The 11,828-nt window shown below is 69.8% G+C and carries 10 protein-coding genes; 4 read left to right on the top strand and 6 right to left on the bottom strand.

Annotation, left to right across the window (positions count from 1 at the left end; translation table 11 throughout):
* The first annotated feature begins 40 nt into the window (after nucleotides 1-40).
* Nucleotides 41-430, top strand: a complete 390-nt coding sequence (locus tag ABNF93_RS13720) for a VOC family protein (RefSeq protein WP_349328366.1) — start codon at nucleotides 41-43, stop codon at nucleotides 428-430.
* Nucleotides 431-542: 112 nt separating this feature from the next.
* Here the strand turns inward: ABNF93_RS13720 and ABNF93_RS13715 are convergent, their stop codons facing one another.
* The 3 genes from ABNF93_RS13715 to galE all read right to left on the bottom strand — a co-directional run bounded on the left by ABNF93_RS13715 (nucleotide 543) and on the right by galE (nucleotide 5,012).
* Nucleotides 543-2,849 carry an ATP-binding cassette domain-containing protein gene (locus tag ABNF93_RS13715; RefSeq protein ID WP_349328365.1) on the bottom strand — a complete coding sequence of 769 codons (2,307 nt, stop codon included), beginning with the start codon at nucleotides 2,847-2,849 and terminating at the stop codon, nucleotides 543-545.
* 83 nt (nucleotides 2,850-2,932) lie between these two features.
* The gene (locus tag ABNF93_RS13710; protein ID WP_349328364.1) at nucleotides 2,933-3,667 is read right to left on the bottom strand and encodes a GNAT family N-acetyltransferase; all 735 of its coding nucleotides are present in this window, start codon (nucleotides 3,665-3,667) and stop codon (nucleotides 2,933-2,935) included.
* 349 nt (nucleotides 3,668-4,016) lie between these two features.
* On the bottom strand, nucleotides 4,017-5,012 hold the full coding sequence (gene galE, locus ABNF93_RS13705) for a UDP-glucose 4-epimerase GalE (protein WP_349328363.1): 996 nt from the start codon (nucleotides 5,010-5,012) through the stop codon (nucleotides 4,017-4,019).
* Between the two features lie 180 nt (nucleotides 5,013-5,192).
* Here galE and larB point away from each other — a divergent pair, with 180 nt between their 5' ends.
* The 3 genes from larB (at nucleotide 5,193) to ABNF93_RS13690 (ending at nucleotide 8,696) form a co-directional block, all read left to right on the top strand.
* Nucleotides 5,193-6,113 (top strand): nickel pincer cofactor biosynthesis protein LarB, encoded by a 921-nt coding sequence (larB, locus tag ABNF93_RS13700; protein ID WP_349328362.1) that lies wholly within the window; start codon nucleotides 5,193-5,195, stop codon nucleotides 6,111-6,113.
* A gap of 11 nt (nucleotides 6,114-6,124) precedes the next feature.
* Nucleotides 6,125-7,375 carry a nickel pincer cofactor biosynthesis protein LarC gene (gene larC, locus ABNF93_RS13695; RefSeq protein WP_349328361.1) on the top strand — a complete coding sequence of 417 codons (1,251 nt, stop codon included), beginning with the start codon at nucleotides 6,125-6,127 and terminating at the stop codon, nucleotides 7,373-7,375.
* 376 nt (nucleotides 7,376-7,751) lie between these two features.
* Nucleotides 7,752-8,696, top strand: a complete 945-nt coding sequence (locus ABNF93_RS13690; protein ID WP_349328360.1) for an NHL repeat-containing protein — start codon at nucleotides 7,752-7,754, stop codon at nucleotides 8,694-8,696.
* Nucleotides 8,697-8,805: 109 nt separating this feature from the next.
* Here the strand turns inward: ABNF93_RS13690 and ABNF93_RS13685 are convergent, their stop codons facing one another.
* The 3 genes from ABNF93_RS13685 to ABNF93_RS13675 all read right to left on the bottom strand — a co-directional run bounded on the left by ABNF93_RS13685 (nucleotide 8,806) and on the right by ABNF93_RS13675 (nucleotide 11,743).
* On the bottom strand, nucleotides 8,806-9,711 hold the full coding sequence (locus tag ABNF93_RS13685; protein WP_349328359.1) for a fructosamine kinase family protein: 906 nt from the start codon (nucleotides 9,709-9,711) through the stop codon (nucleotides 8,806-8,808).
* Between the two features lie 157 nt (nucleotides 9,712-9,868).
* Nucleotides 9,869-10,891: a PadR family transcriptional regulator gene (locus ABNF93_RS13680; RefSeq protein ID WP_349328358.1), complete on the bottom strand. Its 1,023-nt coding sequence runs from the start codon at nucleotides 10,889-10,891 to the stop codon at nucleotides 9,869-9,871.
* A gap of 195 nt (nucleotides 10,892-11,086) precedes the next feature.
* On the bottom strand, nucleotides 11,087-11,743 hold the full coding sequence (locus ABNF93_RS13675) for a DUF3159 domain-containing protein (RefSeq protein WP_349328357.1): 657 nt from the start codon (nucleotides 11,741-11,743) through the stop codon (nucleotides 11,087-11,089).
* Nucleotides 11,744-11,828: the final 85 nt, after the last annotated feature.

Genomic DNA, 11,828 nt, shown 5'->3' with positions numbered 1-11,828 from the left:
CTCATTGGCGGAGCCGTTACGTGACCTGGGAGGTCCTGACATGACCAGTAAGTTCACCGAGCTTGCGATCGACTGTGCCGATCCGAACGGTCTGGCCCGGTTCTGGTGCGCGGTCCTTGACTACGAGGTGCAAGACGAAGACGACGGCATTGTCGCTATTGGCCCCGCTACGGTGCCTGACGCCACCAACCACCCTGGTCCAGTGCCGCCGACATTGACATTCGCGCGCGTGCCCGAGGGCAAGACCAGCAAGAACAGGCTCCACCTCGACGTGAACCCCACCGACAGGGAGCAGGACGAGGAGGTCCGTCGCCTGCTCGACCTAGGTGCTCGACACGCCGACGTCGGCCAAACCGGCGATGAGAGCTGGGTCACGCTTGCCGACCCAGAGGGGAACGAGTTCTGCGTCCTTGCGAGCCGCCGCCCCTGATCGGAGCCCGCACACCGCGCCAGACCTACGTGCGGTCGCCTACGCACGCGCACGCGAACACGACGGCGTGTGGACAGCCGGTCGCCGCCCACCCACCCTGGGCAACCGGGCACTACGTGGTGGCCACAAGGTCGAGATAGGTACGCAGGTGCTGGGCGGTGAGCGAGTCGCCCTGTGCGACGAGATCGGCGGGGGTTCCTGCGAACACCACCCGACCGCCGTCGTGGCCCGCGCCAGGGCCGAGGTCGATGAGCCAGTCGGCGTGCGCCATCACCGCCTGGTGGTGCTCGATGACGATGACGGTGTTGCCGTCCTCGACAAGCCGGTCCAGCAACGCCAGGAGCTGGTCGACATCGGCCAGGTGCAGGCCGGTGGTCGGTTCGTCGAGGACGTACGTCGTCGCCTTCTCCGCCATCTGGATGGCCAGCTTGAGCCGCTGCCGCTCGCCTCCGGAGAGCGTGGTCAGTGGCTGGCCGAGGCTGAGGTAGCCCAGGCCCACGTCGGAGAGGCGCTCGAGAATGACCCGCGCCTGTCGAGCGCCGCTGGCGAAGAACTCCCGCGCCTCGGTCACCGACATCGCCAGGACCTCGCTGATGTCCTTGCCGTGCAGCTTGTAGGTGAGGACCTCCGGAGTGAACCGCTTGCCCTGGCACTTCTCACAGGTCGACGCCACGCCGGCCATCATGGCCAGGTCGGTGTAGACGAGCCCGATTCCCTTGCAGGTCTGGCAGGCGCCCTCGGAGTTCGCGCTGAACAGCGCCGCCTTGACCCCGTTGGCCCTGGCGAAGGAGGTGCGGATGGGATCGAGCACCCCGGTGTAGGTGGCCGGGTTGCTGCGCCTCGACCCGCGGATCGCGGACTGGTCGACGACTGCCACGCCCTCACGGCCGGGCTGTGAACCCTGGACCAGGGAGCCGTGGATCAGCGAACTCTTGCCGGATCCGGCGACGCCGGTGACCACGGTCATGACGCCGAGCGGGATGTCGACGTCGACGTCCCGCAGGTTGTGCAGGGTGGCGCCCCTGATGGACAGCTGCCCAAGCGACTGGCGTGGCTTCTCGCGCAGGCGTACCCGATGGTCGAGGTACTGCCCGGTCAGCGTCCCCGATCTCCGGAGTCCGGCGACATCGCCGGTGAAGCACACCTGCCCACCCGCCGCACCAGCGCCAGGGCCCAGGTCGACCACGTAGTCGGCGATCTGGATCACCTCGGGCTTGTGCTCGACGACCAGCACGGTGTTGCCCTTGTCGCGCAGCCGGAGCAGCAGGTCGTTCATCCGTGCGATGTCGTGCGGGTGCAGCCCGATCGTGGGTTCGTCGAACACGTACGTGGCGTCGGTCAGGCTGGACCCGAGATGCCGGACCATCTTCACCCGCTGCGCCTCACCGCCGGACAGCGTGCCGGACTCCCGGTCCAGACTCAGGTAGCCGAGGCCGATCTCGACCAGCGAGTCGAGAGTCTCGCGCAGGGTCGACATCAACGGGCCCACCGACTCGTCGGTGACGCCGCGGACGAACTCCGCCAGGTCACTGATCTGCATGGCGGAGCACTCGGCGATGTTGAGTCCGTTGATCCTCGACGAGAGCGCCGCTGGATTGAGCCTGGCGCCCTTGCATCCGCCGCAGGTGTCGAACGTGGCAATCCGGTCGACGAACGCCCGGATGTGGGCCTGCATCGACTCGCGTTCCTTGGAGAGGTAGAGCCGCTGCACCTTGACGACAAGGCCTTCGTACGTGGTGTTGAAGGTGCCGTTGTTGACCTTGGTGGCGGGCTTGTGGAGGAAGTCCTCCCACTGCTGCGGGGTGTAGTCCTTCAGCTTGATGTCGGGATCGACGAAGCCGGAGTGGGCGAGCGTCTGCCAGTACCACGAGCCCACCTGGAAGTTCGGCGCGGTGATCGCGCCCTCGTTGAGCGTACGTTCGACGTCGACGAGCTCGTTGATGTCGATCGCGGACACCCGGCCGATGCCTTCACACTCGGGGCACATGCCGTCGGGCAGGTTGAAACTGAACGCGCCAGAGGTGCCGATGTGCGGGTCGCCCAGTCGGCTGAAGATGATCCGCAGCATCGTGTGGGCGTCGGTCGCCGTGCCGACCGTCGAACGTGAGTTGGCGCCCATGCGTTCCTGGTCGACCACGATCGCCGCGCTGAGGTTGTGCAGGGCGTCGACATCAGGGCGGCCGACGTTCGGCATGAACGACTGGACGAACGCGGTGTAGGTCTCGTTGATCAACCGCTGTGACTCCGCGGCGATCGTGCCGAAGACCAGCGAGGACTTGCCGGACCCGGAGACGCCGGTGAACACACTGAGCCGGCGTTTGGGGATGTCGACGGAGATGTCGGCCAGGTTGTTCTCCCTGGCGCCGCGGACCTGGATCACATCATGGCTGTCCGCCGCGGCCCGACGCTCGGCGGTCACCGCGCGACTCCTTCGTACGGCATGGAAACACACACCACCGCGGTCCTCCTCTGTCAGTGGACGCTCGAGCTTGCGGATGACTGCTAAGGGATGCTCGAGGCGTCCCATTCCGAACGAAGAATGCTCATCCGCACCTCGTCGTGCCAGGCTCCGCTGCGGTAGATCGCCTGCCGGCGCCGGCCCTCCTCGACGAAGCCGACCTTGCGATACGTGGCGATTGCGCGGGCGTTGAAGCCGAACACGCCCAGCTCGACCCGGTGCAGGTTGAGCTGGGCGAACCCGTAGCGGACGAGGGTGCGCACCGCGTCGGAGCCGTAGCCGCGGCCCTGGTGCACTGGCCCGAGGAAGATCCCCAACGTCGCGCACCGGTCCTTCGGCGCGATGCCGAACAGGGCGGCCTGGCCGACCAGCTCACCAGAGTCCTTGGTCACGATGCAGAAGCCACAGTCCATGCCGTCGTTGGCACCCCGGGAGCGGAACCACTCGGCGAGCACGCTGGCGGGGCGCGGATGCGGCGGACCGACGACCTGGTACGGCGTGATCCGCGGATCGGCCCACCAGGCACACAGCTGCGGCAGGTCGCCCTCGTCGAGGGCGCGGAGGCGGACGGAGCTGCCGGCGAGGGCATCGAGGTCGACCGGTTGGGTCGGGTCCGCCGGGTGGGTTGGATCGGCTGGCTGGGTCGGTTGGGCTGGTTGGGTCGGTTGGGCTGGCTGGGCTGGCTGGGTTGGTTGGGCTGGCTGGGTTGGTTGGGCTGGCTGGGTTGGTTGGGCCGGAGCAGGCGGCGATGCTGGGCCGGCTGGCGGGTCGGCGGACATGACCGCCCATTCTGGCGGCAGCCACCGACAGCCGCACGAACAATGTTTTGCACAGGTCGTCGAAGCGCCCGGGCTGCTGTCGAGGGCCCCGCAGAACGCCCGCGTGGCGCCGCCGCGGTCCATGATCAAGAGGCAGAAACCGGGCGATTGTGGGCGTCTTTTCCCCGTTTTCTGCCTCTTGATCATGAACCGCGGTCTGTCGGTGGTTCCCAACGCTCAGCACGCGGCCCGCTGCCATCGACTCAGCGGTCGGCGATCGACTCAGCGGTCGGCTCGGCGGTCGGCTCGGCGGTCGGCTCGGCGGTCGGCTCAGCGTCCGGGATGGACTCAGCGGCCCGCTGCCATCGACTCAGCGGCCGAGGATGGTGGGACGCTTCCGCGCCCAGGCCAGCGAGTCGAGCACGCCGTCCTTCTCGGTCCTCGTCGCGCTCCACCCGAGCAGGGCTGCCGCCTTGTCGCTGCGGGTGAAGCACCCCACGGCGTCACCCGGCCGGGGACCCGCCTCCCGCACCTGGAGCCGGTCACCGACCGCGTCCTGGAACGCGCTGGCAAGCTCGCGGACCGTCGTACCCCGTCCCGTCCCGAGGTTGATGACCTCGTATCCCCGTGGCGCAGGCACCACCTCGTCGAACCTCTCCAGCGCCCGCACGTGTGCCTCTGCGAGATCCCAGATGTGGATGTAGTCGCGGATACCCGAACCGTCACGGGTCGGCCAGTCGGTGCCGGTGATCGTGAACGGCGTCCCTCGTTCGTACGCCTCGATCAGTTTCCCGAGGGCGTGGGTCGGGGCGGGACTCTGCAGGCCGGTACGCAGTAAGGGGTCGGCGCCGACCGGGTTGAAGTAGCGCAGCGAGATCACCCGGAGCGGAAGCGTCGCCGCGGCGTCGGCGAGGACGCGTTCGACCATCATCTTGGTTGCGGCGTACGGGCTCTGCGGGTCGACCGGTGACGACTCGTCGACGCTGAGATCCGGACCGGGCTGGTAGATCGACGCGGACGAACTGAAGAGGAACCGTTCGCAGCCGTGCCGCAGCAGATGCTGCACCAGCGCGATGGTTCCCGAGACGTTGTTGGCGTAGTAGCCGAGCGGGTCGCGCACCGACTCCGGCACGACGATCTTCGCGGCACAGTGGATGACGGCCGAGATGTCGGGGTGATCGCGGAACACCGTGTCGAGGAGGGCGCCGTCGGCGATGTCGCCGCGGTAGAACGCCCGGCCCTCGGCGAACTCCTCCCGCCCGGTGCTCAGGTCGTCGAGGATCACCGGCCTGATGCCGGAGTCGAGACACGCTGAGGCGATGGTGCTGCCGATGTAGCCCGCCCCGCCCGTGATCAGTGTCTTCACGCTGCGTTCCTCCCGGTCTTCACGTATCGCTCCCCGCGGTCTTCACGGCTTCGCTGTTCCGGTCCCTTTCGCCGGCGAAGCTTCCGTACGCACTCGAACGTGGTCCATTCTCGGCTATGTGACCTTCCCGTTCGTCGACCCGCATCGGGTCCCGCTCGCGCGCCGACCTAAGGTCGAGCCATGACCTCCCGCGATATCGTTCCCGGCGGGTTGCCTGGCTCGCCAGGGTCGCCGGTAGGAGGCGACGGGCAGGCTGGCACCCGCAACGGGACCACTGAACCGGCACCCGTCGATCCGGGTTACGTCGATCTGGGGTACGCACGCCTCGACACGGACCGGCTCTCCCGTACCGGCGACCCGGAGGTGGTCTACGGCGCCGGCAAGTCCCCCGCCCAGGTGGTGGATCTGCTCCGGGCGCTTCGGGACGCTCATCCCGGTCGGGCCGCGCTCGCCACCAGACTCGACGCCGACGCGATCACTCTGATCCGGTCGGCGTTTCCCGACGCACGCATCGACGAGACTGCCAGGGCAGCCACGGTGGGGCCGTTGCCCGAGCCGACAGGCATGGTGTGCGTGGTCGCGGCGGGTACGTCGGATGCCCGGGTGGCGGCGGAGGCGGCGTTCACGGTCCAGTCGTTCGGGGGTGGCGTCCACCGGATCAGTGATGTCGGCGTGGCCGGCGTCCACCGCCTCCTCGACGCGAAGGACCAGCTCGACGCCGCCGACTGCCTGATCGTCGTCGCCGGTATGGAGGGCGCCCTGCCGTCGGTGGTCGGCGGGCTCACCGGCGTACCCCTGGTGGCGGTGCCGACGAGCGTGGGCTACGGCGCGTCGTTCGGCGGGGTCGCCGCGCTGCTGGCGATGCTCAACTCCTGCGCTCCGGGCGTGGTCGTCAGCAACATCGACAACGGCTTCGGCGCCGGGGTGTTCGCCGCCCGGGTAGCTCGCCGCGCCGGGAACGGGCAGGCCGTGAGCCACCAGGCGACCGATCACCAGGCGACCGATCACCAGGCGACCGATCACCAGGCCACCGATCACCGGGCCTCCGACCACAGCGCTGGTACGCGGCACCCGTCCGAGCACCGCGTGGTGGACCGGTGAGGAGCCAACCGGTGGACCGCCGGATCGCCTGGATCGACTGCGGTTCGGGCGCGAGCGGCGACATGCTGCTCGGTGCGCTCGTGGCAGCCGGCGTACCCCTCGAGGTCCTCACGACGGCCGTCGACATGGTCGCGCCGGAGAGCGTCGAACTCACCGCCGCACGGGTCACCCGCAACGGGCTGGCCGCCACGCACGTGAGCGTCGACGGCACCGACTCCACCGATCACCGCACCTGGGCCGACGTCCGCAAGCTGCTCGACGAGTCCGAGCTCGACGACGCCGTACGCCAGCAGGCACACGAGACGTTCCGGCGTCTTGCCGAGGCGGAGGCGAAGGTCCACGGCACCACGCCCGACGCGATCCACTTCCACGAGGTGGGCGCGCTCGACGCGATCGCCGACGTCGTTGGGGTGTGCGCGGGCTTCGCCCACCTGGGACTCGACGCGGTGTCCGCCTCACCGGTCGCCGTCGGGTCCGGCTTCGTCCGCGCCGCCCACGGTCGGCTTCCGGTCCCCGTTCCCGCGGTCGTGGAGCTGCTGGCGGGCGCGGGCGCACCGTCGTACGCCGGCGAGACCGGCAGCGAGGCAGCGCCCCTCGGTGAACTGTGCACGCCGACCGGAGCAGCGCTGCTCACCACCCACGTGACCGGATGGGGCGGGCAGCCGCCGATGCAGGTCAGTGGTCAGGGATTCGGTGCCGGGACGCGCGAGGTCCCCGGCCGGGCCAACGTGGTGCGCCTTGTCCTCGGCACGGTGCCCGACTCGGCCGCACAGGGCGCCGCAGCGCAGGGACCGCCGACCTCCACCCAGGTCGTCGTCGAGTCCAACGTCGACGACCTCGACCCCAGGATCTGGCCCGCGGTCCTCCAGCGCATCCTCGCTGCCGGGGCCGCCGACGCCTGGCTGACGCCGATCCTGATGAAGAAGGGCCGCCCGGCGCACCTGCTGGCGGTCCTCGTCGACCCGGACCGGCTGGACGCGGTGTGCCAGGTCATCTTCACCGAGACCTCGGCGATCGGCGTACGAAGCCACCAGGTACGCAAGCAACCGCTCGACCGCGAGATCCGCACGGTCGCTCTCCCGGACGGACCCGTGCGCGTCAAGGTCGCGACGCATGCCGGCGCGGTCGTCAACGTCCAGCCGGAGTACGACGACGTGGCCGCACTCGCAGAGCGGACCGGCCGCCCGGTGAAGTCCGTCCTGGCGGAGGCCGCGGCGCTCGCTCAGGCGCAGATCAGCGGCGGCGCGTCCGCGCTCGACTGAGCCCACCCGGGCGTGTGGTGCGCGGTCCGCCGGATGGTGCGCGGGGTGACCCCGGCGGATTTCGGCCCGCCGTCGAACCGACTCGACCCGCCGTCCGTGACAGTGGACGAGGTCCCGCACTGGCCGCGTCGCCTGCCGGTCCCCGTCGATACGTGGCGCGGCCGGCGGGGCCTCGTCGCCGTTGTCCGGGACACCAACGATCCGCCCACGTCAGCTCGTCGCCGTACCTGCAGCACCACGGCCAACCTGCAGCACCACGGCCAACCTGCAGCACCACGGCCAACCTGCAGCGCCACGGCCAACCTGCAGCGCCACGGCCAACCTGCAGCGCCACGGCCAACCACAGCTCGACGCCGTATCGAACCGAGGGGTCGCCATGCATCGACGCAGCTTCCTGTCCACTGCCGCGCTGGGAGGCCTGCTCGGCCTTGCCGGCGTACCCACGACCGCCCAGGCATCCGTTCACCACGGCGGCGGGTCGAACGGCTTCCCGACGACCTTCCCGCTGCCGGACGGTTTCCAGCCGGAGGGCATCGCCATCGGTCCCGGCCCGGTGGCGTACTTCGGCTCGCGCCTGGACGGGTCCATCTACGAGGCGTCCCTGGCGAACGGCCGCGGACGGATCCTCAGCACCGGCCCGGGCACACCGTCGCTCGGGTTGAAGACCGACGAGGACCGGATCTTCGTCTCCGGTGGATCGGGCGGTGACGGCAGGGTCATCGATCGGCGGACCGGTGAGATCCTCGCGTCGTACCAGTTCGCCCCCGGCGCCAGCTTCGTCAACGACGTCGTGCTCACCGGCGACGCGGCATGGTTCACCGACTCGACCAACCCGGTCCTCTACCAACTGCCGTTGGGCCGGGGCCACCTTCCGGCCGCCGATGAGGTCGTACGCCTGCCTTTGAGCGGCGACATCGTCTTCGGCGCGGGCATCAACACCAACGGACTGGTGCGTACGCCGGACCGAAGGGCGCTCCTCGTCGTCCAGTCGTCCACCGGCATGCTGTTCCACGTCGACCCGAAGACCGGGGTCACGACGACCGTCGACCTCGGTGGCGAGGTACTGACGAACGGCGACGGGCTGCTGCTGCGGGGAGACACGTTGTACGCCGTTCAGAACCGGCTCAACACCGTCGCCGTCCTCTGCCTGAACTCCACTGGCACGCGGGCCAGGGTGGTGGACCGCCTGACCGACGAGCGGTTCGACGTCCCCACCACGGTCGCGGCGTACGGCGACCGGTTGTATCTCGCGAACGCCCGCTTCACCACCCCGCCCGAACCGACGACGCCGTACTCCGTCGTCGCCATCCGCCACAGCTGACGACGCCGCAGCTGACGCGGCCACCGCTGACGCGCTGCCGGAATCGGGTGGAGGTTCGGCTGCTTCCAGCCCGGCGAATCCTCCACCCACCCGACGGGGCAGCGAGGAGTCAGACGGGACGCGGGTCGGGCCGTTGGACGGGATTCCTGGCGAGGAGGTCGCGGGCGACCCGCCCGGCCCGCGCTCCGTACCCACCGCCGTAGGTCGCCGCGTGGGTGAGCAACGGGTGCAGCTGATGGATGGCGAGCCGGTCGCGCCAACCGTCGGCGATGGGAAACACCTCGTCGTAGGCAGCGAGGAGCCGGTCGAGGTGCGGCGTACCAAACAGGATGAGCATGGCCAGGTCGGTTTCGCGATGACCGCCGTAGGCAGCCGGGTCGACCACGCGCGGTTGCCCGTCGGTCGCCCAGATGATGTTGCCCGACCAGAGGTCGCCGTGAATTCTCGCGGGCGGCTCGGGTGGTCCGGCGAGTTCCTCGAGGCGCTCGAGGAGTGCGCAGATGGCGTTCGCCTCGTTCGCGTCGAGTCGGCCGCGGTTGAACGCCACCCGGAGGTACGGCTCGACCCGGTGCCGGGCGTAGAACTCCGGCCAACTGTCGGTCGGGGCGTTGGGTTGCGGCAGCCGTCCGATGAAACCTTCGGCTCCGGCTCCGAACGCCGGTGCCCCACTTCGATGAGTGACCGCCAGTGCGCGGCCCAGCCTCTCGGCGGCTTCGGCGGAGGGACGCCCGGTCTCGACCCACTCCAGGACGAGGCACTCGTGGTCGTAACCGAGAACGCCCGGTGTCAGTGCCGCCCCTTCACCGGCGGCGGCGAGCCAGGTCAGGTGCCGTGCTTCCGTGGCGAAGAAGCCTGCGGGTGCGCCGGGGCGGGCCTTGACGAAGACGCTTCGGCCGTCGCCGAGGCGTACCCGGGTGGCGATGCACACGTCGCCGCCGGCGACGGGATTGGTCGAGATGACGGGAGTGTTGAGGACCTCTTCGACGTGGAACGCGATGCTTGCTTGCCGAGCCATTGTCCGATATTAGGGCGTTTCGCCTACGCTACGTAAGGGGTTCAGCGCATTCGCGTGACCGAAGCGTAGGTGAAGTGTGCAGCAGGCGGCAGGGATGCGCGTTCGTACAGCTGGGTAGTTCGTACAGCTGGGTAGTGGTGTCGCCGCCTCCGGCGGGCTACTTGCTCGTGTCGTCCCCTCGCGGGTCGTCGCCCGTGTCGCGGTGGGCGTCGCTGTGGTGGTGGGCGTCGGTGTGATGGTGGGCGTCGGTGTGATGGTGGGCGTCGCTGTCGCGCCCAGGCCGGTCGTGCTCGGTGGGCTCGTCCTCGCCCAGGATCCGGTAGATCCGCGACCGGGCTTCCCGCAGGGTCTCGGTGATCCGGTGCAACTGTTGCTCGTTCGCCGCGTGGGCGCCCTGCATGGCCGCCGTCATCAGGCCCGCGCCGGCGTTGCGGAGTTCGTGCCACGGCGAGTCGGTCGGCTCGGTGAACTCCTCCCAGGGGGCTGAACCGCCACGCCTGGCGATTTCTTCGCGGCCGGCGTGGGTGAGCGAGTACAGCCGCTTGCCCGTGTCCTCGGTGGAGGCGACGAGCCCTTCGTCCTCGAGGAGTTGCAGGGTCGGATAGATCGAGCCGGCACTCGGTCGCCACGCACCGCCGGTGCGTTCCTGGAGCTCGCGGATCATCTCGTAGCCATGCATCGGCCGGTCCGAGTCGGCGAGAAGGTGCAGGATCCCGGCGCGGATGTCGCCGCGGCGGGCGCGCGGGCCGCGACGGCCCGGGAACCCGAACGGCGGACCCCATCCGCCGCGCCGTCCACCGCCTCCGAAGCCGCCGAACCCACCAGAGCCGCCGAAACCCGGGCCGAAGCCAAAGTCGAAGCCACCGAACCCCGGCCCGCCCGGGCCGAGGCCCGCCAATCCCGGCCCGCCTGGGCCGAAGCCGCCGTGGTTCCTGCCGTGTTCGTGATGCTCGTGGTGGCTGCTGCGCTCATCGCGGCGCCGCTCGCGGCGCTCCCGACGCTCGCGACGGCGCTCGTGGTGGTGCTCGTCATGGTGCTCGTGGTGGTGCTCGCCGTGGCCGGCGGGCTCACCGTGACGGCCCTCCGCAGGGAAGTCGGGACCCGGCCAACCGGCGTTGTCGCCACGCCGCCCGCCAGGACCCCGATCCCGGAACGGCCCTTGATTCATGAACCTCTTCATGGGCGCGACTCCTTCGTTCGATGCCATGCTAACGATGGTTCACGATATATCGCCGATACAGCGCCGACAAGGCCCTCCGGAGTGCCAGACCCACTGGTTGGTCGTACGAAAGAGCCGGTTTGCGCGCGCGAGGTCTCGTGGCCCGCTTGGACCGCGGCCCGCTTGGACCGCGGCCCGCTTGGACCTGTGGGTTGCTCAGGCCCGTGGGCTGCGGAAGCCGGGGTGGTCGGACGGGAGGACGCGGGCCAGGATCCACGCGCTCACCGCCACGCACCCTGCGACGAGCGGCCAACTCAGCGCGACTCTCGCGATACCGAGGGCGACGACGGCGTTGGCCAGGTAGAGCGACCCGAGGACGGCGACCCGCACGACGTACTGACCGACCCACACCCACGACGCCGTCGCGTACGCCCGCAGCAACGCGGGGTCCCGCCGCCAACGACCACCCTGACGCAGTGCGGTGCCGACCACCACGCCCAGCAGGGGCCAGCGCACGACGATGCTGACGATCCAGGCGAGCGCACTCGCGGCGTTGGTGGCCAGTTGGACGAGGAAGAAGTCGGCGGCGTGTCCGGTCCGCAGGACGACGGCGGCGGCGATGGCGACACCGAGGAGACCGAGGAGAACCGCCCGCGGCCGCGTACCCCGGAGTAGCCGGTAGACGCCGAGTAGAACGCTCACACCGAACGCGGCCACCGCTCCCCAGGCCACCGAATGCCCGGTCAGCAGCCAGCCGGCGACGAACGCCACCGGCGGCAGCGTCGCGTCCGTGGACGCCCGCCAACCGCCGAGGAGCCGGGCCAGTGACTCCGGCTGCGCGATGTCCGGTTGCTTCTTCTCGTGCACCTGCACGTGACTAAGCCTGCCCTAAGTACGCAACGTCGGGGCCTTCGCAGTCGGCAATAGGCCAACCCGACCTGCGCTCTAAGGTGGGTCC

Source organism: Actinopolymorpha sp. B9G3, assembly GCF_040120725.1.
In the GTDB taxonomy this organism is placed as follows: Bacteria; Actinomycetota; Actinomycetes; order Propionibacteriales; family Actinopolymorphaceae; genus Thermasporomyces.
The sequence above is the reverse complement of the archived record's forward strand: the minus strand, read 5'-3'. Positions and strand labels throughout refer to the sequence as shown.

Bases quoted from the DNA above. Each gene is read 5' to 3' on its own strand.
- ABNF93_RS13720 (WP_349328366.1), top strand. From the start codon at position 41: ATGACCAGTAAGTTCACCGAGCTTGCGATCGACTGTGCCGATCCGAAC.
- ABNF93_RS13710 (WP_349328364.1), bottom strand. From the start codon at position 3,667: ATGTCCGCCGACCCGCCAGCCGGCCCAGCATCGCCGCCTGCTCCGGCC.
- larB (WP_349328362.1), top strand. From the start codon at position 5,193: ATGACCTCCCGCGATATCGTTCCCGGCGGGTTGCCTGGCTCGCCAGGG.
- ABNF93_RS13690 (WP_349328360.1), top strand. From the start codon at position 7,752: ATGCATCGACGCAGCTTCCTGTCCACTGCCGCGCTGGGAGGCCTGCTC.
- ABNF93_RS13685 (WP_349328359.1), bottom strand. From the start codon at position 9,711: ATGGCTCGGCAAGCAAGCATCGCGTTCCACGTCGAAGAGGTCCTCAAC.
- ABNF93_RS13680 (WP_349328358.1), bottom strand. From the start codon at position 10,891: ATGAAGAGGTTCATGAATCAAGGGCCGTTCCGGGATCGGGGTCCTGGC.